19 protein-coding genes and 1 riboswitch are annotated in these 26,942 nt (G+C 24.8%); of the genes, 4 read left to right on the top strand and 15 right to left on the bottom strand.

Going from position 1 to position 26,942, the window contains the following annotated elements; translation table 11 throughout:
* Nucleotides 1-93: 93 nt before the first annotated feature.
* From AZI32_RS07435 to AZI32_RS07425, 3 genes are all read right to left on the bottom strand, one after another.
* Entirely contained in the window at nucleotides 94-3,312 is a 3,219-nt protein-coding gene (locus tag AZI32_RS07435) for a sensor histidine kinase (RefSeq protein ID WP_061995245.1), read from the bottom strand.
* Between the two features lie 243 nt (nucleotides 3,313-3,555).
* Nucleotides 3,556-4,863 (bottom strand): helix-turn-helix transcriptional regulator, encoded by a 1,308-nt coding sequence (locus AZI32_RS07430; protein WP_061995244.1) that lies wholly within the window; start codon nucleotides 4,861-4,863, stop codon nucleotides 3,556-3,558.
* 390 nt (nucleotides 4,864-5,253) lie between these two features.
* Complete coding sequence (locus tag AZI32_RS07425) at nucleotides 5,254-5,664, bottom strand: hypothetical protein (protein WP_061995243.1); 411 nt, start codon at nucleotides 5,662-5,664, stop codon at nucleotides 5,254-5,256.
* 205 nt (nucleotides 5,665-5,869) lie between these two features.
* Here AZI32_RS07425 and AZI32_RS07420 point away from each other — a divergent pair, with 205 nt between their 5' ends.
* Nucleotides 5,870-6,496, top strand: a complete 627-nt coding sequence (locus tag AZI32_RS07420; RefSeq protein ID WP_061995242.1) for a cyclic nucleotide-binding domain-containing protein — start codon at nucleotides 5,870-5,872, stop codon at nucleotides 6,494-6,496.
* 90 nt (nucleotides 6,497-6,586) lie between these two features.
* Here the strand turns inward: AZI32_RS07420 and hpdA are convergent, their stop codons facing one another.
* From hpdA to hpdB, 3 genes are read right to left on the bottom strand one after another with little or no spacing between them, the layout of a single operon-like run.
* Nucleotides 6,587-7,531 (bottom strand): 4-hydroxyphenylacetate decarboxylase activase, encoded by a 945-nt coding sequence (hpdA, locus tag AZI32_RS07415; protein ID WP_345968956.1) that lies wholly within the window; start codon nucleotides 7,529-7,531, stop codon nucleotides 6,587-6,589.
* The gene (gene hpdC / locus AZI32_RS07410) at nucleotides 7,532-7,789 is read right to left on the bottom strand and encodes a 4-hydroxyphenylacetate decarboxylase small subunit (protein WP_061995241.1); all 258 of its coding nucleotides are present in this window, start codon (nucleotides 7,787-7,789) and stop codon (nucleotides 7,532-7,534) included.
* A 1-nt stretch (nucleotide 7,790) separates the two neighbouring features.
* Entirely contained in the window at nucleotides 7,791-10,487 is a 2,697-nt protein-coding gene (gene hpdB, locus AZI32_RS07405; RefSeq protein WP_061995240.1) for a 4-hydroxyphenylacetate decarboxylase large subunit, read from the bottom strand.
* A 279-nt stretch (nucleotides 10,488-10,766) separates the two neighbouring features.
* On the opposite strand from hpdB, the gene AZI32_RS07400 reads away from it, so the two are divergent.
* Both AZI32_RS07400 and AZI32_RS07395 read left to right on the top strand, forming a co-directional pair.
* Complete coding sequence (locus tag AZI32_RS07400) at nucleotides 10,767-11,528, top strand: DUF4931 domain-containing protein (protein WP_061995239.1); 762 nt, start codon at nucleotides 10,767-10,769, stop codon at nucleotides 11,526-11,528.
* A gap of 62 nt (nucleotides 11,529-11,590) precedes the next feature.
* Nucleotides 11,591-11,800: a cold shock domain-containing protein gene (locus AZI32_RS07395; protein WP_010299124.1), complete on the top strand. Its 210-nt coding sequence runs from the start codon at nucleotides 11,591-11,593 to the stop codon at nucleotides 11,798-11,800.
* 69 nt (nucleotides 11,801-11,869) lie between these two features.
* Here AZI32_RS07395 and AZI32_RS07390 read toward each other — a convergent pair whose 3' ends face one another.
* The 4 genes from AZI32_RS07390 to AZI32_RS07375 all read right to left on the bottom strand — a co-directional run bounded on the left by AZI32_RS07390 (nucleotide 11,870) and on the right by AZI32_RS07375 (nucleotide 19,323).
* A complete protein-coding gene (locus AZI32_RS07390; RefSeq protein WP_061995238.1) occupies nucleotides 11,870-15,166 on the bottom strand; it encodes a collagenase in 3,297 nt (1,098 codons plus the stop codon).
* A gap of 305 nt (nucleotides 15,167-15,471) precedes the next feature.
* Nucleotides 15,472-17,016: a methyl-accepting chemotaxis protein gene (locus tag AZI32_RS07385; protein WP_061995237.1), complete on the bottom strand. Its 1,545-nt coding sequence runs from the start codon at nucleotides 17,014-17,016 to the stop codon at nucleotides 15,472-15,474.
* Between the two features lie 43 nt (nucleotides 17,017-17,059).
* Nucleotides 17,060-18,064, bottom strand: coding sequence for a ketoacyl-ACP synthase III (locus AZI32_RS07380; protein ID WP_061995236.1), 1,005 nt, complete (start codon nucleotides 18,062-18,064; stop codon nucleotides 17,060-17,062).
* A gap of 32 nt (nucleotides 18,065-18,096) precedes the next feature.
* Nucleotides 18,097-18,184: riboswitch (cyclic di-GMP riboswitch) on the bottom strand.
* A 272-nt stretch (nucleotides 18,185-18,456) separates the two neighbouring features.
* Nucleotides 18,457-19,323 carry a radical SAM protein gene (locus tag AZI32_RS07375; RefSeq protein ID WP_061995286.1) on the bottom strand — a complete coding sequence of 289 codons (867 nt, stop codon included), beginning with the start codon at nucleotides 19,321-19,323 and terminating at the stop codon, nucleotides 18,457-18,459.
* A 158-nt stretch (nucleotides 19,324-19,481) separates the two neighbouring features.
* Here AZI32_RS07375 and AZI32_RS07370 point away from each other — a divergent pair, with 158 nt between their 5' ends.
* Nucleotides 19,482-21,104 carry a WG repeat-containing protein gene (locus AZI32_RS07370; RefSeq protein ID WP_061995235.1) on the top strand — a complete coding sequence of 541 codons (1,623 nt, stop codon included), beginning with the start codon at nucleotides 19,482-19,484 and terminating at the stop codon, nucleotides 21,102-21,104.
* 68 nt (nucleotides 21,105-21,172) lie between these two features.
* Here AZI32_RS07370 and AZI32_RS07365 read toward each other — a convergent pair whose 3' ends face one another.
* From AZI32_RS07365 to AZI32_RS07345, 5 genes are all read right to left on the bottom strand, one after another.
* A complete protein-coding gene (locus tag AZI32_RS07365) occupies nucleotides 21,173-23,206 on the bottom strand; it encodes a methyl-accepting chemotaxis protein (protein ID WP_061995234.1) in 2,034 nt (677 codons plus the stop codon).
* A gap of 250 nt (nucleotides 23,207-23,456) precedes the next feature.
* Nucleotides 23,457-24,404, bottom strand: coding sequence for a GTP-binding protein (locus tag AZI32_RS07360; RefSeq protein ID WP_061995233.1), 948 nt, complete (start codon nucleotides 24,402-24,404; stop codon nucleotides 23,457-23,459).
* Nucleotides 24,405-24,815: 411 nt separating this feature from the next.
* Nucleotides 24,816-25,586: a C39 family peptidase gene (locus AZI32_RS07355; protein WP_061995232.1), complete on the bottom strand. Its 771-nt coding sequence runs from the start codon at nucleotides 25,584-25,586 to the stop codon at nucleotides 24,816-24,818.
* Between the two features lies 1 nt (nucleotide 25,587).
* Entirely contained in the window at nucleotides 25,588-26,178 is a 591-nt protein-coding gene (locus AZI32_RS07350) for an ATP-binding cassette domain-containing protein (RefSeq protein WP_082761173.1), read from the bottom strand.
* Between the two features lie 27 nt (nucleotides 26,179-26,205).
* Entirely contained in the window at nucleotides 26,206-26,829 is a 624-nt protein-coding gene (locus AZI32_RS07345) for a hypothetical protein (RefSeq protein WP_061995231.1), read from the bottom strand.
* Between the last annotated feature and the right edge of the window lie 113 nt (nucleotides 26,830-26,942).

Here is a 26,942-nt window from a genome sequence, read left to right as displayed (position 1 = left end):
ATTATGCATCTTTTAAACTTTCAAGTCAATACATATTATATTTTTCAGAATTATATCTCATTTCCAATTTTTCTAATTTTAATATGTTAAAAATTATTGATAAAGTGGCAACGTTATTATAAATTCACTTCCTTTTCCTAATTCGCTTTTCAATTCAATAGTTCCTTTATGAAGTTTTATTAATTGCATTGTAAGTGTTAACCCAAGACCACTGCCACCATGTTCTTCTGACGATTTATCATAAGCTTGAGAAAATCTATTAAATATACTTTCATGATTCTGTTTATCTATGCCAACTCCAGTGTCTCTTACAGATATAGATACGGTATCACCGTTATCAAATATCCTTATTTCTATTAGCCCACCTCTATTGGTAAATTTAACTGAGTTCCCTATTAAATTAATTATGCATCTTTCAATATCACTTGGATCACATTCTATAATCTTTTCCTCAATTTCAGGATCAATTATAAGTTCTATACCTTTATCTTCTATAAATTCTTTCATAGATAAAGCTAATTCTTCAACTAAATAAACTATATCCACCTTTTGTATATGAATTTTATAACTTCCTGAGTCAATTTTTGATGTATCAATTATATTATTTATAAGCCTTAGCAATCTATTAGAATTTTTAGTCATAACATCTAAATAATATATCATTTTTTCATTTTGTATTGTTATTTTATCTATAGTAAATCTATTTAAAAGTTGAAGTGTAGACATAACAACATTTAATGGAGTCCTTAGTTCATGTGATAAATTAATAAAATAGTTGTTTTTATATCTTTCTGTCTCTATTAATTTGTCATATAATTTTTTGTTTTCTTTTAATTTTGTGTTAAGTTCAAAAGTTCTTTGATGTACCATCTTTTCTAATATATTTACATAATTCCATATTATATATATAAGTAAAGTTAATATTAAAATATAAATCAAGTATGCAATAGGAGTTCTCCAAGGAGGATTCATTATATTTATCGATAATTTGGTCTCCTCGCTCCAAATCCCTGCAGTATTTCTAGCTTTAACTGTAAACACATATTTCCCTGGTGGTATATTAGTGTAATTACCATAATTCCTATTTTTACAATATACCCATTCCTTATCAAATCCATTTAATTTATAGCAATATTCTGTTTTAGATGTATTGTTGTATTCTGGAAGAAAAAATTCTACATTAAAGTGATTTTCGTTATATTTAAGTGTAATGTTTTTATTATATTTTAATATATTTCCATTAAATAAAACCTCTTTAATAACTACTTTGGGAATATAATTATCTTGATTTAGATTTTTAGGATAAAACGTGCTAAATCCATTAATTCCACCAAAAAACATTTCTCCTGATTTACTTTTAAACATAGAATAAGAATTAAACTCATTACTTTGCAATCCATCTGTTACATTAAATTTTAAAAATTTATTTTGTTTTATATCTAATTTTGATATACCATTATTAGTACTCATCCATGGATTTTGTTCTTCATCTATAAGAAGACCATAAACAAAATTATTAGATAACCCTTCATTTTCTGTATATACTGTAAATTCCTCTGTTTTAGGATTAAATTTATTTAATCCATAATTAGTAGCTATCCATAAATTTCCTGTACTATCTCCTCTTATACATTTAACACTATTCATACTTAAACAATTACCATCAATTATATGACTTGTATAATTTTTTACTGTTCCTTTTTCTCTATTATACTTTATAATTCCACCATTTAAAGCAGCTCCAATCCATAACTCGCCTTTATCATCTTCATATATAGATGTTATGAATTCGTCTGTTAATCCACCTTTTTTAAAAATTTCTTTTTCTTCTTTAAATGTTCCATTTTTATCTCTACAGGTTAGTCCATTTCTTGACCCAATCCACATATTATCTTTGCTATCAAAATAAATATACCTAGTTTCATTAGATGACAATCCATCTTGTATGTAATACCTTGTAAACTTTTCCGTTTTTTTATCAAATTTATTTAATCCATCAGATGTGGATATCCATATCTCATCATTATTGTTTGCATTAACATGCCATATTTCATTATTGCTTATACTATTATCATTATTAGGATTATGTTTATAAATTTTAACTTCTCCAGTTTTTCTATTTAAACAGTTTAATCCACCACTTATAGTTCCAAACCAAATTAAACCATCATCATCTTCATATATACCCATTATAGATTTATCACTAAAAGTTTTTTCAATAGTCGGATTGAATTTATAACTAGTAAAGAAAGTATTGGGATTAAACATATTTATACCATCATATGTACCTATCCAAATAATACCTGACTTATCTTTAAATATACTTAAAATATTATTATTTATTATACTTTGATTGTCATAAATATTATGGGTAAAAGTTATAAACTCATTAGTTTTATGATTATATCTACAAAGCCCATTATCTGTACCAATTAATATTTCATTATCGCTCATAGCTTTTATACATCTAACATAATTACTCGGTATCTGTTTTTTATTATCTTCATCTCCATCATTAACATAGTACTCTACTTGTTCTTTTTTTAAATCTAATTTATTTAGACCACCAAATTTTGTTGCAATCCAAATAATATTATTTTTATCACAGTATACATTAAATATATAATCATCACTCAATGGCATAATTTCACTATCTTTAAAATACCTTGTGATTTTTTTATCATTTATATTCAAACTATTTAGTCCTTTTTTAGTACCTATCCAAATTAAACCATTTTCATCTTCATCTAATGACAAGATAAAATTATCAGACAAACTATTTTCATTTTCTTTATTATTACAAAACTTTATAAACATATCCTTTTGCTCATCATATAAATTTAAACCGTTTTCAGTACCTACCCATAAGTTACCTTTACTATCTATAAGTAAATTCCATATATTATAATGAGATATTCCTGATAAATTATTCTCATCATAAAAATAATTTTTTATTACTTGATTTTTTTTATCTATTTTACTTAACCCTTTACTAGTTGCTATCCATATATTTCCTTTTAAATCTTCTGTTATATCTGCTATATAACTTCCAGCTATGCCATTTTTACTTCTTTTATCAAATTTATAACTTTCAAAACTATATCCATCGTACTTATTTAAACCATCCGCTGTTCCAAACCACATATATCCTTCACTATCTTGAAATATAGCAGAAACAGAATTTTGTGATAATCCGTTTTCTATGGTTATACTTTTAAAATTTATATTTTTTTCTTTTGCTTCTACATTAAATGTAAATAATATAGAAAATAAGATAACACTTAATATAAATAAACTACTTTTTTTCCTCATATTTACCTCATCTTAGATTAATATATAACTCTATTCTTTTTAAATAAATTTCTTCAAGTTAAATTATATCAATTTTTTTACAAAATTTCTATTATTATTTATTAACTTATATTTTATACATAATATCCAATTTATTTTATATATAAATTTAAATATTATTAAAATTTACATAAAATAAAGTTAATTTAAAAATTCATTTTTAAATTAACTTTATTTCAATTTATTTATCTAATTTTTAAAGTCTTAAATTAAAAATTCTAATATATCTTCTATTATTTCTCGTTCTTCTAATTTATTGTAATATTTTATTAAATTTAAAATAATTATATGATTTTTATCTATTTTATTTTTAGAAACTAATTGCAATATTAAATTCTTTATATTGTTTACTTCCTCATAATTTTCTTCATTCATATATATATCTAATAAAATTAAAATACTTTTTTCTAAAATTATTTTATCATTTAATTCTATAGCAATTTCTTTTGCTTTTTTTAAATATACTACACATTCTTCTTTCAAGTTTAAAGCTTTAGTTGCTATAGCTATGTTAATATATACTTTTGGTTTTAATTCTTTTGGAATTTCAAATTCTTTATCTAATTTTATTAATTTATTAGAGTATTTTTGCAAATTTCTTCTATCTTTTAGTGAGTTATATATTTCAAGTATATTTACATTACATTCAAATTGACGTTGCAAATCATTAATTGATATTATTTTTAATATATTTTTTTCTATATCTAATGATTCTAAAAATGAATTTTTTTCTCTTAAACAAGATGATTTTAGTTTTAATAAGTTTATATATTCATCTGGGTAATTTTTTAAATATTTTTCAAAAGTTTTTTCTAATCTTTTTATGCATTCCAATGAATAATCTATCTTATTTATTTCTCTATAACAAATAATTTCTTTTATTATTATATTATATTTATATGACTCTTTTAATTCTTCAAACTCATGTAATGTAAAATTTATTAAGCTTAATGCTTGCTCATATTTTTTAGTAATTATACAACAAGAAACTAATTTATCTATTAAATTAAAAAATTCTTCTTTATTATCATTTAATATATAATTTTCATAGGCTTTATTGTAAAAATAATATGCTTTGTTATATTTTTCAATGGTTTTAAATTTATCTCCTATTTTTGAAAATATAATTATTTTTTTTTCTCTGCAATTATATTTTTTTAGAAATACTTCAACCTCATCAAATGAGTATTCTATTGTATCCATTTTTTTTATATCTGTTTTTTCTATAAACTCAATATAATTATCACAAATCTTATTTACCTGTGAAGTAATATTCTCTAAAAGATAATCTGCAGTTATATAAAAATCTATTGAATTTCTACTACAATAAATATTTATATTATCCGCTAATATTTTAGCCACATTTTCAGTTAGATTTGCCTTATTATTCTCTATTATACTAATTAAGTTACGTGTAATTTCACCACCAGTTATATCTTGTTGTTTAATTTTAAATCTTTTCCTAATATTTTTTATTTTTTCCCCTGGACTTAAAACTTCGATTGATTTCATAAACCCCACCTCACATTTAAAAATTTATAAGAGGATATACCCTAAATCTAATTTTTTAAATATTTACACATTTGATTTTATTTTATATTTCAATATTAATACTACATCTTATCATTTACATGTAAGCACCTTAAAAAATTCTTTAATTTAAATATCTTTTACTATTAATTTAAATTATAATTAAGGAATAGTAAACCTATTTTATTATAATTTAAAAAATTAACAGTAAATAGTACAAAAAATTAACTGTTATTTAATATATTATACATTAAATAATTCATTATAATAATATTTTTAATAAAAAAATTAAAAATTAATTATTAAATTAAAAAAGCATGAATGAAATACAATCATACTTTCTTATTATATTACAAAATATTTCAATTTTTTTTATTGACTCAAAAGCACTGCTCCACCAATTACAATTTTTTCATTTTTTTTATTTTTAGGTGTTGTAAATCCTCTTACTTTTATTACATCACCAATTTTTACATTTGAAATATTTACATCTTTTTGAAATCCTATAGCTATATCATCTTCTCCTTCATTTGCCATAATTATTCTTTTGCTTGTTGTACTTTTAACTTTCAATGTAATTTCAATAACCTTTTTATAAAATTTTTTATTATTTTTAATTGACATTTCTTCACTTAATTCTTTTGGTGTTATACATACTATATCAACACTTCTAGCCTCTTTAACCTTTTCATTAGCATATTCTATAATTTTATTTATTCCAAATATTCCTCCTGCAATTATAAATAATATAACAAAACTTGATATTATCACAGTTCGTCTCATATTTTGTACCTCCTTAAATGCCTAAGATTTAATTTTAATTTATATATTTATTCTAATAATTTTTTCTATATATACTGTAACTAACATTATATTGTATAAACCTTTAATATATCTTTAATGAACCTTAAACTAACATTAATTTTTTAATATTAGTTTGAAATATGTTACTATATAAATATATAAATGTATAAAATTAGGAGGATTTATGAGTATCTGTGATTATTTTCAACCTTACTTGAAAGAAATGGAAACAATTTTTTTTAAAAAAGGATCTTATATAATAACTTCCGATAAAGAATTTGAGGAAGTTTTTTATATATTAGATGGTGTTGTTACTGTTGAATGTATTAATGCGAAAGGAAAAATGTTTTTAGTAGACTCATTAAAAAAAGGTGATTTTGTTGGAAAACTTAGCTACATATACGAAGCAGATTTTCGTTGTGATATTATAGCCAATACAAATGTAAAACTTTTAAAAATTCACAAATCAACGTTGAGCCATCTAAAAAAGAATGCTGATTTTGTTAATCTATTTTTTTTTAAAACCAGTAAAAGAATATACTACATATATAAAAAAATGTTAATAAAAGATTTGTTTAAAATAGAAGAGATTTTTGCATATCACATTCTTACTCACTCTTTAAATAATGTTTTTAAATTTAAAAGCATGTATGAATTGTGTAAAGAATTATCCATCAGTAGAAAAAGCTTATACAATACTCTAAATAATTTTTTTGCTCTTGGATATGTAGACAAAAAATCTAATTCAATAATTATTTTAAATAGAGCCTATTTAGAAAAATTAAGTGAAAATTTAAAAGAATTTTATTAAATTTGCAATTTTTCTATAAATCCAAAGGATTTGTAGAAGGATTTTTGTCAAAGCAAATTTTATATATTTGACATAATCCTTCTATAATTTTTATATACCTAGAGTGTCGTCCCCTATATAGCAAGCTATCTCTTCTTCTAAAAACATATCCTGAAATTTATTCAATAAAGCTTTATCTATATCTCCACACGTACTATATTCATACTTATTACCTAACTGATTCCACTTACTTTCCCCTAATCTATGAAAAGGCAATAAATTTATTTCTACTAAATCATTGCAATGCATAAAATCTATAGTTTCATGTATATTTTCTATATTATCATTAAATCCACCTATCATTGGAATTCTTAAAACTAACCTTCCCTCCCACTGTAATTTAGCTAAATTTACTATATTTTCTTTTATTATATCGTTACAAACTCCTGTTTTTTCTTTATGTCTTTTTCTATTCATATGTTTGATATCTATAAAAGCAAAATCTACATACTGCATAACTTCATTAAATATATCAGTATCTTGATATGCACTTGTTTCTATAGCTGTGTGAAATTTCTTTTCTTTACATCTTTTCAATACTTCAATTAAAAATTCATTCTGCATTAAAGGTTCGCCTCCACTAAAGGTAACCCCACCATTTCCTCTCCAATTATTAGAATCTCTTTGCAAGATTTTCATTAATCCTTCTATTGAGTATTCTCTTGAACAATATTTTAAAGCATCATAATAACAAGCATTTGCACAATTAAAATCACTACACTCTTTACATATTTCAAAATTTAATATTGGTCTATTATTTTCATCAAATTTTAAACCACCTCTAGTACAACTATTTTTACAAATATTACATCCACTTCTATACTTACAAGTACCTTCACTAAACATTATATTATTACTTCTCCAACTTTCTGGATTTGCACACCACCTACATTTTAATGGACATCCACTCATGAATATGGTAGTTCTGCATCCTGGTCCATCATGAAGTGAAAAACTTTGGATATCGAATATTCGCCCCTTAATCAATATTTTCACCTACTCATTAAATTCATGTTTTTTACAAGTTATAGCATTTAAAGTTTTAAATGACCAATTCTCTTTTTCTAATCCAGTACATAAACCTATTCCCTTTTTATCTTCATTTTTAAAATTTATGCAGTTACCACACTTAGGTGTCAACTCAAATTTATTACAGCCTTCCTCATCTATAGATACAAATTTTTTACTTATTCTACAAATACCTTTAGATGCATCTACATTACAAAAATTCTTACACTCTCCATGATATAACATATTATTTCACTCCCTTGTACTCTGTTCTTGCTATTACTTCATCTTGTATAGGTTTTCCAAGTTCACACCAATATTGAGTAAAACCAGCTACTCTAACCATTAAATCTCTATATTCATTAGGCTTCTTTTGTGCATTTCTTAACATATAAGAATCTATTATATTATATTGAATATGAAATCCTCCTTTTCTTAAATAGGACCTTGTTAAATCTAATAGTTTTCTACTACCTTCTATTCCTCTTAAAACCGTTGGATGAAGTTTTAAATTCAATTGTGAATTTTGAGATGTTGTATGATCCCAAACTGTTGCTGACTCAAATAATGCATATACACCATTTTTATCTGTGCCAGGATAAGCTGATACCGACCCATCTGAGTATGTGGTTCCACTTAACCTTCCATCAGCACTTGCAAATGTTGCTGCCCCTTGTGGCCCATGAGTAGACACAGATATTTGACAGGGATACATTTTCTTTCCATATAGTGACTCTGCTTTTTCGCAGGCTTTTTTAAACCATATCTCATATTCCGCTAATATATTATCTGCATAAGAATTGTTATTTCCATACTTAGGTGCCTTTAAACACTCACCATATATATTGTCATATTTACCACTACTATCAAATTTAACTTGATCTTTCATTGAATAGCTACCAACTTCTGATGCATTTTTAAAACCAAAATTATTTAACATAGCATCTTTTAATTCTTCCATGCTATATTTATTTTCATAAACAACTTTTTTAATTGCAGCTAAAGTATTTACCATAGTAATTGTTCCACAACTTTCAACATTAAATGTTCCATTATATCTATATCCCATATTTCCTATATGTTGCCCTTTTTCCAAACAATCAGGCTTTAGAAACGAATTTATAACAGACATGTTTTGCTTTCTCCACACATCATGTTGAATATTATTTGTTTTAGCTAAAACATTTATTGTTTCTTCATAATATTGTTTAAACACTTCAAAAAATTCTTCAAAATTCTCAAGTTTTTTATTATGTGGATTATAGATTTGTTGTCCCGTTCTATAATCCTTTCCATTTGTTATTACCAACTCTATTATTTTAGGATTTGCTATAAAATGTACTCCAACACTTGTAGGTTGTCCAGCTCCACCAGGTATTTCATAGACTCTATTATTTAAATGTAGTGTTTTAAAACAACAAGGGGAAGTCTCTAAACATCCACCTATAGCAATAGCTCTAGCTTCTTCCAATGTCATTCCTTCATTTCCAAATTGATTAATTAAAAAATCTATAGCATTTCTATTATTAACCCATGCTGGATATCCACATCCTGTTTTATTACTTTCTACTGCTTTTAATAAAAATTCTTCTGGAAGTTTTTCATCATAGAGTATTGTTAGCGTGGGTTGAGGCGTTTTGCACCTTATTCCAGCCTCTAATATTATCATTTCTAATTCATTAGTTGCAGATTTTCCATCCTTAGTTAATCCACCTAAACTTAAATTATTAAATGTGTTTCCTGATAGCACCCCTCCATTTACGCCAGCTGATGCAAAACAGTCTATACACGTTATCTTAATTCTATAAAGTTCCATAAGTTCCAAAACTTCTTCTTTTGTTATCTCTCCAGTTTTAATGTCATTTTCATACCAAGGATATAAAATTTGACCAAGTCTTCCTATAGACATTCCAGAAATAGCATCTTCATTAATTGAAGCTATATGAATAGTATACGAAAGTTGAAGTGCATCTCTAAAGTTTCTTGGTTTATTGTAAGCTATCCATTCTAATGTTTCCTTTATTTTTTTATATTCTTTTTTATCTTCTAAGTTTTCCTCTAGTTCTTCTAAACACTTTGCATGCTCGGCATAATTTAAAATCCAAATTTGTATTCCTTCAATAACATTTATTACTGCATCATAAAAATACAATCTATCCATGCCTATTATTCCATCACCAGATGCATTTCCTGCAACTTCATTAATAGATTCTTTCGCTATATCTTTAATTTTTTCAAAGCCATATTCTAAAGGATAATAATAGTTTATAACCTCTCTTCCTTGTGGAATTGTATATCCTGAATCAAACATACATATTAAACTATTCATTATTTTTTCTTTAGTTTCATACTGTGGAACTAATTTTTCGTATCTATGTCCTACATCTTCAACCGATTTGTTAACCCAACTTTTAGCGATCTTTAAAAGCGCTGTAGCTTCACTTTTTTCCATTCCAAATTTTCCTGCTATAGAAATTACATTCCCAAAACTTTTTGTTACATTTCCTCCACCTTGCCCAAATTGGCTTAATTCATCTCCACTATTCGTACTTGTAATTTCTTTGCTGATGCTATCTTCCTGTGATATGAAAAAATTTTCACTAAGCCATGGCATGGGAAAAGAACCTCTATAATTTTTAGTCTTTTGCATTACTAATTTTTCACCTGGTATAATGTTAGGTGTTAAATGTGAAAATGCATTTTTTAATGCTTTTGCTCTTCTTACTATTGTAACCTCTCCATTTAATTCTTCCCAACTTCTAGTATACCAATAAGGAAATTCCATATCTGTTGTAGATAATGTATTATAAAATATATCTCGTAGTTTTTTAGACCTATCCGTTGGTTCTTTAATAATATCTAAATTACTATCATTAGAATCACTATTTTTTATTCCTTTAGCTTTAAGAATGTTTTTTATTTTTTCTTCTTTTTCTTTCAGCATCCAAATCCCCCCTGTTTTTCAATATATAAGCATCTATACTTTAAAATATACTATCTATATACAATTTTAAGGTAGTGTAATTTACACTACCGACATCTTTTTTCACCTTTCATTTAATCTTTTAACCTTAACACTATTTTTATTCTTTTATGTTATAATGTATAAATAAGCAATTAGGATATTATCGACTCTAGATTGTCTTTTAATTGAATATATTTCAATATGTATCCATATATAATTTTGTTTGTTTAAATTAATGTTTTATAAGTAGGTGACAATATGAATGGCGATAAGTATATAAACTTTTTATACAGTATAGGTGCAAGTAAGCCTAATAACATAAATAAATCCGATATATCTTGCCCTTTTTGTGATAGATCTAAATTAAGTAATATATTAGATGAAGATGAAAATATTATACTTTTAAAGAATAAATATCCTACCCTTGAAAACTCATTACAGCTAGTAATAATTGAAAGTGATAAATGTGATTTAAATATATCTTTTTATTCTAAAGAACATATAAGAAAATTGTTTGATTTTGCAATTAAACACTGGTTTAAATTAAGAGAAAGTAACAAATTTAAATCTGTAATTTTATATAAAAATCACGGACCTTTATCTGGTGGAAGTTTAAAACATCCTCACATGCAAATAATAGGCCTTAATGATATAGACTATGAGGATACTTTAAAAGACATATATTTTCGTGGAAATATAATCCATAAAAATAAACATTGTGAAATTAATTTATCAGATAAGCCATTAACTTGCTTTACTGAATTTAATGTTATTATAAAAGATATTAAAGATATAGATTACCTTGCAGACAACGTACAGAAAGTTGTTCACTATATTTTAAATAATTATAGGTCTAACTGTGATAGTTTTAATCTCTTCTTTTACTGTTGGCATGAGGAAATAATCTGTAAAATCACACCACGTTTTGTTACATCACCTTTATTGCTAGGATACTCATTAAAACAAGTACCAAATAATAATGATGAAACTATTGATTCAATAAAAAAATTATACTTTTAGTATAATTCCCTTATATTTGCAAACACTAGTTATTGAATTTAATTTTAAAGGAGAGCGTTAAAATGACAATGTATAATGGTGTTATTAAATGGTTTGATAATTCAAAAGGATATGGATTTATTTCTGCAAATAATGGAAATGATATATTTGTTCATCATTCACAAGTAAAAGAAAAAGGAAATGATAAAGATTTACATGAAGGAGAACAGGTTGAATTTGATATAACAGAAGGTTCTAAAGGACCTATGGCAATTAATGTTCAAAAACTTTAATTTTATTATTAAAGTTTAAAATAAAAGACCAAAATTTCAATTAATTTTGGTCTTTTATAGTTAATAAATTTAATTTATCTCTACAGTATATTTCCCGTTGTCTTTTGAAAAATTATATACATATAAATAATATTTACCTTTAGTTGCTTTATATGAATTTTTATAAATACTTCCATCTATTTGAGCAAATGAAACATAGTCATTTAAATCTTCTTCCTTATAAAGCAGCCAATTTAAGCCTATATTATTCATGTTACTTAAAACTATATTTATATCTTTATCTTCATCTAATTGAAATTTAAAAATATCTACATTATCATCATCACTTAAATTTCCATTTATAATTTTATTTAATTCAACTATATTAGCTTTTTCAAAATCATTATTAGGTTCACTTTCCATAATTATATTTTTACTAGATTCACTAGATATTTTAAACTCATACTTACCATCTTCATAATCATACTTATAAATATTTATATAATACATTCCTGGCTTAGTTACTTCATATTCTCCATTTAGTTCACTATCCATTGGATAAGCTACAAATTCATTTAGATTTTCTTCATTAAACAATGTCCAATTCATACCTATATTATCCAAATTATTAACTTCAATCTTTAATTTATCTGGATTTTCAACTTTAAAGCAATATACATCAACATTATCATTACCTAATAAGGACCCTTTATAACTCTTATTTAAGTTTGGTACCAAACTTGCTTCTTTAAAATTATTATTAGGTTCTAAATCGATATTGTCCTCTTCATCTATATTTTTCTTCTCAACTTTTATTGTGAAAATTTTTTCTCCTAATGCACCTTTATCATCTTTAACTTTTAAAACTATATTAAATGTCCCTTCTTTTTTATATACATGGGTTGGATTTACTTCATTAGATGTATTTCCATCTCCAAAATCCCAAAAGTATTCTACTATTTTTCCATCACTATCTGTAGAATTTTTTGAAGAAAGTGTAACATTCTCTCCCACTTTACAAACATTAGGCCCCTCTATATTCGCTATTGGTGGATTGTTACTAATATTTTCATCCCCCAATATACCGGTAAATATAACATCATATTCATATTGACCCTGGCTATTAACTCTATGATTTACAAAATAACAATTTATAGTTTTATAACCTGACCACTCTAAACTGCTTAATTTTTTTACAAAATCATTAGATTTTTCATTCATTTTCTTCCAATCTTCAAGTTCACCATAAGATTTTTCACCTATATAAGTTCCTCTTAAAGTAAAAGTATTGAAAAATTGTCCTTTTTCTTCATTAACTGTAGTATTTTTAATATTAGAGATTTTCTCTATATTAGAGTATATTAATTTTGAATTTATAGCACTATGATTTTTCAGATAATCGTCTGAAACTAAAGGTGTTGTAAGGTTCTCATAATTTTTCACTAGATTCTCCATATGAGACTGATATTGATTATTTATACCATTATCTAAACCTAAAGTTGATATATAATCATCATATCCCTTTACATCATTTGATTTAATAGTTTTTATAAACTTATTAAAAATATCCATTCTATTGTTATACATATAATCTGAAAATGCAAACCCATAATAATAGAATTCCCAAGACCCATATTTAGAATTAAATAGTTTTTCAGCAGTGAATCTGTTTGATGGATTGCTATCTAAACCTGACACTTGAGATTTTCTAGCAAGTATATTATTTTCTCTAGTTGAACCTGCAAAGAATTCCGCTGTTCCTTCTTCAAACCATGTTAGTCTTGAATCTTTTTCTTTGTAAAAATCTCCTGTACCCCATAATCCAGGAACTAAATATCTACCTTGAAGATAATGTGTATACTCATGACGGAAAAGTTCCTCTAAACTAAATATACTATCATCCACAGTCCTTTCATATGTGAAAAATGTTCCTATTCCTTCTATATAAATTCCACCATTATCAGTACTATATCCATATAAAGATGAATTCATCTTATATTCTTTAGGGCTATTATAAATAACCATAGTTAATATATCATCAGCATTTCCTTGTTCAAGTTCTTTATCATTTCCAACTACTCTATGAAATTGAGATCTAACTTCTTTAGATGCCCAATAAAGCCTTTCCACCTTTTCTTTTGTTACTTTATCTCCTGACTTTATTATCATTTTACCATCTTCAAATGTATAGGTATTAGGAAGATAATATTTTTTTCCATCTTCTTTTATTTTTTCTAAGTCAATAGTTTTACCTGTACTTAAAATTCCATTAAAATCATATTGAATTGATTCTATAGCTTTGAAGTACTGTTCTCCTAAATACGGATAAACCTTTAAAACATTTTCTACTTCCTTTTGTTTTTCTATTGGACTACTATAAAACTTAGCAAATTTTCCTGTTAAATATATTCCACAATTAATTAGCCAACTATTTTCCTCTGTTACATTTTCATCAATTATAAATTTTGATACTTCATCTATGAATTTATCTATTCTATTTTTCCAAGGAGAATTACTTAAGTCTCCATTATTATTATACACATACGAAGATAATTCATATTCTACTCCTTTTACCACTTCAAATACTGCATTTGATTTTGAAATATCTTTTATATATAGATTTTTATTTTCATTATATTGCTTAATTATCTTAGTAAAATTATTTACAATTTCTTCATTACAAGTTGTATTTCCTATTAACATTCCAAGTGATTTAATTGTTTCATTTTGACCACTTTCTCCTAGTTTAAAATTGCTGTTTTTTTGGATTTGTAACATTGAAGGAATACATTTTTCTCTATAACTTAATTCATAGAGTTCATTTAAAGGTTTATTATAATAACCTAAATAAAATCCTGATCTTAAAACCTCTACTATTGTAGGTATACCTTTATCATCTGTTGCAGTGTATATCTTTCCTTTTTCACCTAATGCATTTATTAATGCTTCCATACGATTTTTATCTTTATAAAATTCATAGGAATCATCAGTAAATTGAAATAATCCCTCTATTTCATACCAATTACAATTTGATATTGTTTCTACTAGAGTTTTATAGTCTAGAGTATTTAAATATTTCATTGTATAATTGCTGTTGGCTTTTAAATTATATTTTTTTAAATTTTCAGTTTCATCATAAGTTGAATCCAATTTTCCTTTTATTTGATCTTTATAATCATTCTCTGCTTCATCTGTATTTTTAAAATGTTCGAATCCATAGCATTCATTACTATCCATATTTTTTTCTAATACAGCCTCGCTTTGTATCTGTGGTTCTTTGAAGTTTTGTTCATTATTTTCTTTTGCTAAAACTATAAGATTTGAATTTACGGTAATTACCGCTGTAACTACTATAAAACAAATACTTTTTAAATGTTTTCCTTTCATTTAAGCCCCTCCATCTTTATCTAGAGTTTCTTAATATTTATCTATTAAGATGTTTAATTTAAATAAATTATTATGAAACTCATATTAAAATAAAAAAATAAAATTCAACCTCCTATTTTGAAAATTTTGATAATTTTGATTTTACATCATCATTTTAACTATCGATTCCTAATATAAAAATATTAGCTTTAATTTTTTCATTAATTAATAATTGCCCTTTTATATTATGATAAATATTTTTCATTTGTTAAAATAAAAAGCTGTTTTAAAATAAGTTTCAATTCCTATTTTAAAACAGCTATTGTTTACTTTTCTTCTATTAATTCATTCATTTCTACAGCCATAAATCTTAAACTTTCCGCATTTTCTGCAACTTGCTGACTCATTGCTACATTTTCATTAACAGAATGATTTACTGATAAAAATTTATTTATAGTATCTTCTATACATTCATATATATTAGTATTAAATTCAACAACTTCTTCCATTTGTATTAGCAAGTCACTACTTAAGGTTTTTATTTCTTTTATATTTTCACCAGAATCTTTTAATTTTGTCAACATAATTTTTATATTATTTACACCAGAGTTTATTGTTTCATTTCCATAAGATATTTTGTTTATATTTGCAGCCGTAAGCTTTTCTACATCTTTTAACCTTATATTAAACTCATTGGTAATTAAAGATATATTTTTTAATGACTCTTCCGTATTTTTTGCAAGTTTTCTAATTGATTCTGCAACAATAATAAAGCCGGCTCCATATTTTCCTGCTCTAGATGCTTCAATTGTAGCATTTAATGCAAGTATATTAGTTTGTTTAGAGATTTTTTCTATAATAGCTACTACTTCATCAATTTCTTCAGATTTTTTTTCTAATATTTTTGTAGCTTCAAAAGTACTTCCTATACTTACTTTTATATCATCTATTATTACTAATGTTTCATTTAATCTTTTCTCATTATCATTAGATAATATAATAAGCTCATTTGATTTGCTTTCATTATCCTCAGTTTTATAAGATATAATTTCATTTGTGACTAATAGCTTCTCTAATATTTGTTTATTTTCCATAGCTCTTTTTAGCATGTTGTTAGCATCTACTGAAACTATATCTGTAGTATTAGACAATTCTTCTAATGATTGATTTTCTTCTTCAGATATTTCTGTCAAAAGTTCACTCGCTCCTAATAGTGTTTTTGCATAGTCACCAGTTTTAAAAAATATTTCTTTTATTTGACTATTGTTTTCTTTAAGTTTCTCTTCATTTTTATTTACACTGTCTAATAACTTAGATGCAAATAAAGTAAAAATTAATATTCCAAAGGATATTAATCCTATAATAACTATTCTTAAAATTAGTTCCCGTGCAAAAAATTCATTTGGAAGAGTAGTTTTATTTATTGAAAAAACCAAAATTTCAGAAACTATACTTAATCCTATAGAAAGTATATTCATTTTATTATCTAAAAATAATGCTCCAATAATTATAAAGTAAAATACAACTACCCAGAATTCCTTTGAATGAATAAAAATTGACATATATATGTAATTCATATAAGAAAATATAAGAATAAGTTTCTTTAAAAATCCAAATTTCCTAATATCAAACACTATAGCATTTAAAGTTATATTATACATAACTTTAAAAGTTACTAATTCTACTAAAATCATTATTGATAATCCTATAAAAAAACTACATTTTAAATCATCAAACAATCCTAAAATTTTCATAGTAAAGAAAGTAACGCCTGCCATTATAGCACTTATAGAATATAAAATAAGAACATATTTCAAAGTATTTTTCTGATATCTGATTATTGTACTACTATCATTTTGTATATTATTCATCTTATAATACCCCTTATACACTTACTCCCAATTGTATGTTTTTCTACCACTTATACAATAAAGCACATATACTATATCCTGATGCAACAGAACAAAATACAATTAAATCATCTTTATTAAAATGTTCTTCATTTAATTTATCTTCTAAAGCCATAATAGGACTTGTACATCCAGTGTATCCATACCTATTTCCCACAAAAATCGCCTTTCCCATATCTGTACCTAATTTAGTTACTGTTAACTCTATATCTGCTCTTGAAAATTGAGACATAAGATAGTGAGTAACATCTTTTGTTTCATAGTTATAGTCCCTTAATAATTTTGTTATTGTTTCTGTCCATTTTTCAGATAAAAAACTAAAATCAAAAGGTTTCCATACCATTTTCTTATTTTCGTTATCTATATTCATATCTAAAATATTGGACATTCCACACCCTGGCATAGTTATAGACCAATGATATGAATCATCAGTATACATTCTTGAACCTAAGAATCCTTTTTCTTCATTTTCTTCTCTCTTCTCTAAAACTATCGCTGCTGCACCGTCAGCAGAACATCCAAATGCTACAATATCATCTTCTCTAGCAAACTTACTTATTAATAAAGAACCTACTACTAATATTCTTTTATACTTATTATCAGTTTTTAAATATCTACTAGCTACATCTATAGCAGTTAACATTCCTGTACAATTAGAATTCATATCAAATATAGCATTTGCATTTTTAGCATTAAGTTGATTTTTAATTAAAAGTGCACAGCACGGTGATAAATATTCTGGAGTATCAGATACAGATATAATCATATCTATATCTGATACTGAAATTTCAGCGTTATGTAAAGCTTTTCTAGAAGCCTTTAATGCCATGCTAATACCATTTTCTCCTTCTTCAGCAATTGTTCTAGTATCTCTACCTAACTTGTCCATTAAAGCTTCAGCATAATCTTCTAATTTATATTTTTTAAAATGCTCAACAAAATATTGATTTTTCAATTCCTTTTTGGGATGGTATGTACCGACTCCTATAATGTGTACATTTTTATACATAATAATTCCTCCTTGTTGTATTACAACATTAATCTAGTAACCTAACTATCTTGGGATTATTTATCCTTTAGACTTACGGCTTTGCGTCCTTATTTTTCAATAAGTTTGCCTTTTTTAGATTTATACATTACTTTTTATGTATAAACCACATTTTGTATAATAAGACCTCCTTAATACAATTATATTATTTGTATTTTTTTACGTATATACCTTATTATACTTGTTAATACATTATTTTTCTATTTATTGTTTAAAATATTTTAATTTTAAGTAAATAAAAAAACATTTAAGTATCTAAACTTAAATGTTTTTTGCATTTTTAGTCATAATGCTCTATTTTTATTTTAAATTTATTCTTTAAAGCTAATTTTCTACATTTTTCTTTTTTAACTTTAAAGCATTCTCTCCACTTCATCCCTTATATCTCTATTTTCTAACGCATTATCAATTTCTCTTATTAATTGCTCTCTATCTTTTGGTAAATCCCCTCTTAAAAGCAAGTAATTTGATGCATGGTTACATCTAAATACAATTTTTCCTTTTGTGTTTATGTTCTGAAGAATATTCTTGATTTCTTTTAATACCTCTATATCAGATAAAACTAAAAACTTTCCAGAACTAATATCTTTATATAGTTCTGTATTCTCTTCTATCATAAGACTAAGAACCCCTAAGAAATCAGGACTAATATTACTAATAAGTTTTCCTGTATTTATGCTATGTTCTATTGTTCTATCCTTACCTCCAATTCCTGCAATCACAGTTACAGATAAAAGTATTCCACTTTCTTTTACTTTTAATCCTGCATTTAATAATTCACTAGAAGCAACACCTTTATTTATATAATTAAGTACCAAATTATCGCCACTTTCAATTCCCATATAAATCATTGATAATCCTAATCTCTTTAATTCTTTAAGCTCATCTATAGTTTTATATAATATAGATTTAGGCGATCCATATAATGTAATTCTCTTACATTCTGGAAAAACTTCTTTTATATACTTAAGTATTTCCTTTAAAGTATCTATCGGAATTATTAGTGCGTCTCCATCTGCTAAAAATATTTTTTCAGCCTTTCCATATATACTTCTAAATATATCTATTTCTTTTTTTATTTCCTTCAATGGTTTTATAGTAAATTTTTTAGATTTATACATACTACAAAAATTACACTTATTATGAGAGCAGCCTAAAGTCACCTGAATAATTAAGCTATACGCTTCACTTGGCGGTCTATATAATGGCATATTGTACATCATAAATTATTTCCTCCCTAGCTTTCACATTGTTATAATCTATCCCTGTAATAATACAATATTTCACTCTAAAATTCAAAAGATTTGAAATTTTTTTTATCTTCCATGTTATAATACTTTTAACTGTAAATATTTTAAATGTACTTAGAGGTGATATAATGAAACTTAAAAAAATTTTTATTACTTTTTTCTTTATTTTTTTTATAACATTTCTTTATGGATGTGAAAATAAAAATTTCAACTTTGAAAATGCCTTTGACTTTAAAGGTGATGTAGCTCGTGTAGAAACAAATAAAAAGTTTGGTTACATAAATAAAGAAGGTAACTTTATAATTAATCCCAAATATGAGGATGCTCTTGATTTTTCAAATAAATTTGCTTGGGTTAAAAAAGATAATTTATGGGGATGCATAGACAAAAATAATAATACTATATTAAACTTTGAGTATGAAGATGTAATACCAACCTATGAAGCTACTTCACTTATTGTAAAACAAGATAATAAGTTGGGCTTATTTTATGATGGTGAAATTACAATATTTCCTATGTTTGATGAAATAACTCCTAATATAAATCCAGATGTATTAATTGTTAATGATGGGAATAAATTAGGCTTGTTTACTTATACTGGAGATACCATATTAGATCCAATCTATTCTGACATTTCATTCAAATCTAATTTAGTATGTTTTATGGTTAATAATAAATATGGAATTTTAAATTTAAATACTAAGGAAAAACTAGAATCACTTTCTGACACACCACTAAATTTTATTGATAATATATCTACTTTTTCATCTAATGGTAAATATGGGTATATTAATATAGATGGCAATGTTTTAATAGAACCTAAATTTGAAAATGCTCTTTATTTTAATTCCTGTAATTTAGCTAGTGTTAAACTCAATAATAAATGGGGGGTTATCAATAAGAGTGGAGATTTTATAGTAGAACCTAAATATGAAGAAATTGTTTATAATGAATCTTCTGATTATGATTTTAAAGATAAATCTGATTCTTCTACATTTCTGATTAAGCTCAATAATAAATGGGGATTACTAGACTCCTATGGAAAAGAACTTTTAGAACCAACTTTTAATTATGCTACTCCGTTAAATAATGAAACTTTTGCTATAAGTGAAAATTCTTCTATGTGGGCATTAGCTGATACTAAAGGAACTATTCTTAGTGATTTTAAATATAATAGTTTACATTCTATATCAGATAAATTTACATGTGCACAAATAAAAGAAAAAAATACAATAGTTAATTTAAATGGTTTAGAAGTGCTAAAACCTGAATATAATAGTGTATATTTTTTTAATAATAATTTTATTATAGAAAAAGATGGTAAGAAAGGCTATGTTTCAAATGATGGTAAAGAGATTCTTCCAATCAAATATGATGAATTAAATTCTTCTCCTGAATTTTTATTACCTGAAAATTATAATTTAACTATAGAAGACTTTCACTCTTCTTATATAGAACTTTATAATCAACATCTCAATAATTATATATACATTAAACTAGATAATAAATTTGGTGTCTGTAATAAGGATGGAAAAATAATAATAGAACCTAAATATTCTAGAATTAAATACTTAAACAAAGATTATTTAGCAGTATTAGAGGATAACCTATGGGGCATCATTGACATAAATGGAAAAGTTATAATTCCTCCTAAATTTAATGACATAGGCAAATTTAATGCAGATTTAATTCCTGTTAAAGTAGAAAACCATTGGAGATACGTGGATTTAAAGGGCAACCTTGTTATATAAATTTAATTTCTTATAAAACAAATAAAGTATTAACTAAACTTTAAATTTAGTTAATACTTTATTTTACTTTATCTGTCTTCAGTTTTAAATTTTTTTAACTTAACATTTAAATTTTCCGTTAGTTTAAACAAATTACTAGCTGAATTGGCTATTTCTTCACTGGAACTGTTAAACTCCTCTGTTGATGCTGATATTTCCTCTGTAGTTGCCGATATCTCTTGTGATATTGAAGTTGAATTTTCTATTTTTATAATTATATCATCCTTATCCTTTTTTATATTATTAGAATTATTATAAGTATCTTTTATAATAGGGTTTATTTCTCCTAAAGATTTAGATATTTCCTCAAAAGAAAAAATTGCCTTCTGAATATCTTGTTTTTGTAATTGAACTTCATTATCTAAAATATTAGTTTCACTTATAATATTTTTACTTTCATCCAAAACACCATCTATAACATTACTTATTTCAACTGCAGAATCTTTGCTTTGCTCTGCAAGTTTTCTTATCTCATCAGCCACTACAGAAAAGCCTCTACCTGCCTCTCCTGCCCTAGCTGCTTCTATAGCTGCATTTAATGCTAATAAGTTAGTCTGTTCAGCTATACTATTTATAACATATGTTATTTTATTTACCGAATCTATTTTACTATTCATACCTTCAATAGTAACTAAAAACTTTTTAAATATGTCATCAAAATCATTTATAGAATTAAATAAATTTTTCATGTCTTTATTACTAATATTAGCTTTATCTACAACTTTTGTAGAAACTGTATTTATATTTTTTATATTTTCAATCATTGTATTTATTTTATCACTAAAATTATTCATTATATTATCTATATAGTTTAACCCTGAGCATTGATTATCATTACCTTTTACTGATTCCTGTATTGCACTAGCTATATTTTCTGAAGATAATACCATCTCCTCTGATACTGCTGATAATTCTTTTGAATGTTCTGTTATTATATTAGAACTGTCTTTTATAGAAGTTAAGATTTCACCTACAGACTCTTTAGTTTTATTTATAGCTTTATATATATCTCCAATCTCATCTCCTTGATTGATATCCTTTTCATCTATAGTTAAAGTAAAGTCTCCTTGTGATAAAAGTGATAATTTATTTTTTGCCTTAACTAATTTTTTAGAAAACTTACTTGAAATTCCCAAACTTAATATTATAGCTAATAATAAGCTTATTAATACACTTATTGCTAACGCAAGTTTTAATCTATTTAAACTTTTTAAAACTACAGATTCTTCTACTAAAATACCAACTGACCAACCATTTGTATTTTCAATAGGTGCATAAGCTAAATATTTATCAATGCCATATTTATATTTGGATATACCTGTTTCCCCTTTTATCATTTTTTTATGTATCTCCGCTACATTTTTTGAAAGTTCATCTTTCTCTGCATTTTTTATTTCATTATGCTTATTTATTACATCATCAAAATTGGCACTAGCAACTGAATTTCCTTCCTTGTCCAATATAAATGCTGTGCCTTCTCCTTTTAATGTTACCTTTGCAATATTATTTGACATATCCTTGGCATTTACATTAAACAATAAACAGCCAACAATTTTTTCTTTGCATTTGATTGGAACTGAATATATTACCACATATTCATTTATTTCTTTTATAAATCTTGGTTCTACTAAGGTTTCTTCTCCCTTTAATGCATTTTTAAAAAATTCTTCATCACTTATATTAGAATTTTTTTGACCATCTGTTGATTGATAAATACCATTTAAATCTGCAATTCCTATTGTTAATGCTTTTGTTTTTTCTGTAAAATCATTTAAAGTTTCAAGTTTTTTTTCAAAAGGAATATTCATGTCATTGATTAAATTATTATTACTTAATAATTTTGCTGTTTGAAAATTTTCATTAACATCCCTAGAAACAAGTCCAGCATTCTGTATTATTATATTGCTCATATTATCTAAGTCACTTTTTAATATTATTTTATTTGACATATAATTTACCATAAATAAAATAAACATAAGTATTAAAAAGAATGCCATAGATATAACAAATGTCATTTGAAATTTTATGTTTGCATTTTTCAGTTTAATGTTTTTTAATCCCATATTACTTCTCCCCTTTTTTTAATTAAATTCACCATAACATAAAAATATCCCTTTAACCTAAAAACTTAACACTTAAATAAATTGAAAATTCAACTTTATTCTATCATATAATTTACATATATTTAATTATTTATTTAATTTTATATTTTTTTACATTTATTTTATACCTATACTTATACTTGTTTTAAACATAAAAAAAAGTTGAAAATAAATTATTCAACTTTTCTTTTATCATCATATTTTATACAGTTTAACTAAAAAAATTATATAATAGTTCTTTGTTTAGTTTTTTACCTATAATACAAACAACTCCCTCTTCATTAAATTTATATGGTACGACATTAAAACTTTTTAATACATAGTCAAATTTTAATTGTTTGCAATTATTACTTTTAACAATTCCTTTTGCTCTTATTATATTTCCAAATTCATTATTTTTTAATTTTTCCATCACATCTTCTAATTGTTTTTCTGTAAAAAACTTATTAGTTTTAAAAGATAAATTCTCAAATTTTTCTTCTACATTCACCCTATAATGTTTTTTTGTTTTTATTGATGTATTTTTTTTAGGTTTTTTTATGTATTTTATAGTTGAAAAATCAGTTTTATCTTCTCCCCAAAATATAATCTCTTCTCCTTGTACACTATCTGAATTACATATTATATTAGCATTTGAATTTATATTTTTTAAATCATCTTTAATCTTTTTTATCTTATCCTGAGATATATTTTCACACTTGGTTATAACAATAGATTTGCAATTAATAATTTGATTTTTATAAAATGCTCCAAAATTTTCAACATATTCATTAAAATTTTCCCCATCAATTACAGTAATAATCATATTTACATTAACCATACTATTTATTTTTTCATCATTAAATATTTTTAATATATCTGATAACTGAGCAACCCCTGAAGGTTCAATAATTATTCTATCCGGTGTAAATAACTCTGTTACATTTATTATGCAATCTTTAAAATTTTCTGTTAAAGTACAGCATATACAACCATCAGTTATTTCTTTTATATCTATATTATCCTTTTTTAAAAATTCACCGTCTATATTTACTTCACCAAATTCATTTTCTATAATTACTATTTTTTCATTTAAAAAGTTATTTTTAATAATCTTTTTTATAAGGTTAGTCTTACCAGCACCTAAAAATCCTGAAATTATATCTAACTTAACACCCATAATTTCTCTCCCATCTTAACAAAATTTTATATTATATACTAATAAGTTACAATTTATATAGGATTCCAAGTTGACTTTTAAAATTATCCATTCCAAAACTTGGATACCCAAAATAGTGAGACCTGCTCTGAATAGCTTAGAATTCAACAATGTATCTTGTATAAAAATATTTTAAGGTTATTGAATAAATTTAAATTTGAGCTTGTTTCCCTATAATATATCAAGTTTTAACCATTTAATGAAGCTAAATTTGAAATAATATACATATTTAAAATTATTATTTAAAATAATACTATATTATTATTTTATCTGTCTACCATAAGGGGAGAATATCACTAATGCGACAGCCCCATTTTTAAATCATTTTATTTACTCTAATTTTTATTAATTCAATTTTAGTTAACTTAAAATTTATTCATAACTTAATGCTTTACTTCCAATACTTTGCCAACTCTTAATAAATACTTGTTTGTCTACAGCTTTATTTTTTTCATTACTTAGTGGATCGTTATAATATATATAATCTTTATCATATCCTGTTAACAATACTGTATGTTGATTAAAACTACAAGTTATTTCTTCTCCATCAACAATCCAACTAGCATCTAATGTAGGATTTCCAAAATCCGATGTTATCCAAACTACCACTGGTTTTCCATCGCTTAAATATTTTTCTAACTTAAAATATGGTTCATCAGTTAAATCAACTGGATTTATATATTTTTCTAAAGATTCTACCATTGCAGTAGGATAAATGGCGAATCCTGCTTCCTCACCTGTAATATCTCCTACAAATCCTACATTTGGATTTCCCCATGATATTATTTTCCCATCAACATCTCTGACAATCTCTGTAGTGTCTATTTTCATTTCATTTGCTAATGTTAGTTTATCTACGTTAATCCCTTTATAATTAAGCATCATAGTTGTAGAAGTTATTTCACAACCATAAAGTAACTCTGGTAATTGACTCACTAATGGCACATCAAGTTTAACACTTTGTTTTGATGAAACCTCATATTGTTTCAAAGCATTTTCCACTGAAAATATAGGATTTTCACATAATTTTTTTTCTGCTGCTAAATATGTACTATTCATAATAATACATTTAAATAATATTATTAGAGCTGAAATTAATAATATTATCAAAACTACTTTTCCTTTTAACTTATATGTACGCATTTTAAATCTTCACCAAATTTTTATTAAAAAGCTTATAAGTACTATCCGATTTACGTACTATTTCATTAGATGTAACTTCATCTAAAATTCCTGTTTGTTCATCTGCTTTAATTAAATCTGTTTTTGAAACTAATGCTCTTGCTATTGCTACCCTTTGTTGTTGATTTCCACTTAAGGTTAAAACTTTTTGATTTGCTTCCTTTTCACTTATTCCCACTTTTGCTAAAATAGAAAGGCATTCTTGACTTTTATTTTTTAACTTTAATTTTCTTATATATATTCCCATTTTCGTATTTTGTAATGCCATCCTATAATTGAGCAAATTATATCCGTAGAAAACTATAGATACATATTTATTTCTAAAATTTTTTAATAATATTTTAATTGTATCAATTTCTTTATAAAAACTTTTTCCTTCATCCTGTTTATCTAATCTTGAAACTAAGGATAAAAATGTTGTTTTTCTCAATCTTGAAGGTGCTATTATAGTATAAAATTTTCCTTTTTCAAAAGAAACATTTAATTTTTTTATAATTTCCTTTTCTTTATCATAATTATAACTAACCTTTTCAAGTTTTAATAATGCTTCCATGTAGTTTCCTCCTAAGTTTGTAATTGTCTACTGATGTTTACTTAATATATTTTTAGGGTTAAGTCGAATAATAGATATAGATGGTAATAAAATAGATACTATAGCTATTGAAATTGTCACTACTGTCATTTTTCCAAAAACTATTATAGTAATTTCGACATCCATACTATCAATAGTTTTCACACTGCTTTCTTCCCTCATACCAGCTTTATCTCTCATTTTACTATCCATTCCTGTTATGCCCTTATTTGTACTACTACTTATCTCAATTTGATTAGATAAAAGGTTTGTTGCCATTACATTACTTACTTTATTACCTACAACTCCTGAAATTCCTACTTTAATATTATTTTCACTTTCTTCACTAACTATCGGTTCAAAACTATCTGCATTTACATAAGTTGTACTTATTAAATTATATGACTTAACATGCTTAATTTCAGCCAATTTCTTTACATCTGATATATTTATTGGTGTATTTTTCATTCTTACTTTCTTATCTTCATTACTACTTTCATTTGACATTTTACTTCTCATATTTTCCGAATCAATTTTTAATGATACTGTAACACCTAAACTCTCTCTTGCTAGTTTTTGTGAAGCTTTTTCTGCAGTTTGTATATCTATCTGATAATATAGGGTTCCAAGCATGTGCGTAAAGCTAAGCCACCTTATTCCAATAAAATATTTTTCTTTTAAGCTTTTAATACATTATGTAATAATAAAGATTTTAAATAAGCTATTCATTGAAAATTGATTTAGAA

It is taken from the genome of Clostridium sp. ATCC 25772 (assembly GCF_001573875.1).
Classification (GTDB): Bacteria; Bacillota; Clostridia; order Clostridiales; family Clostridiaceae; genus Clostridium_J; species Clostridium_J senegalense.
This window is presented reverse-complemented; position numbering and strand designations above follow the sequence as displayed.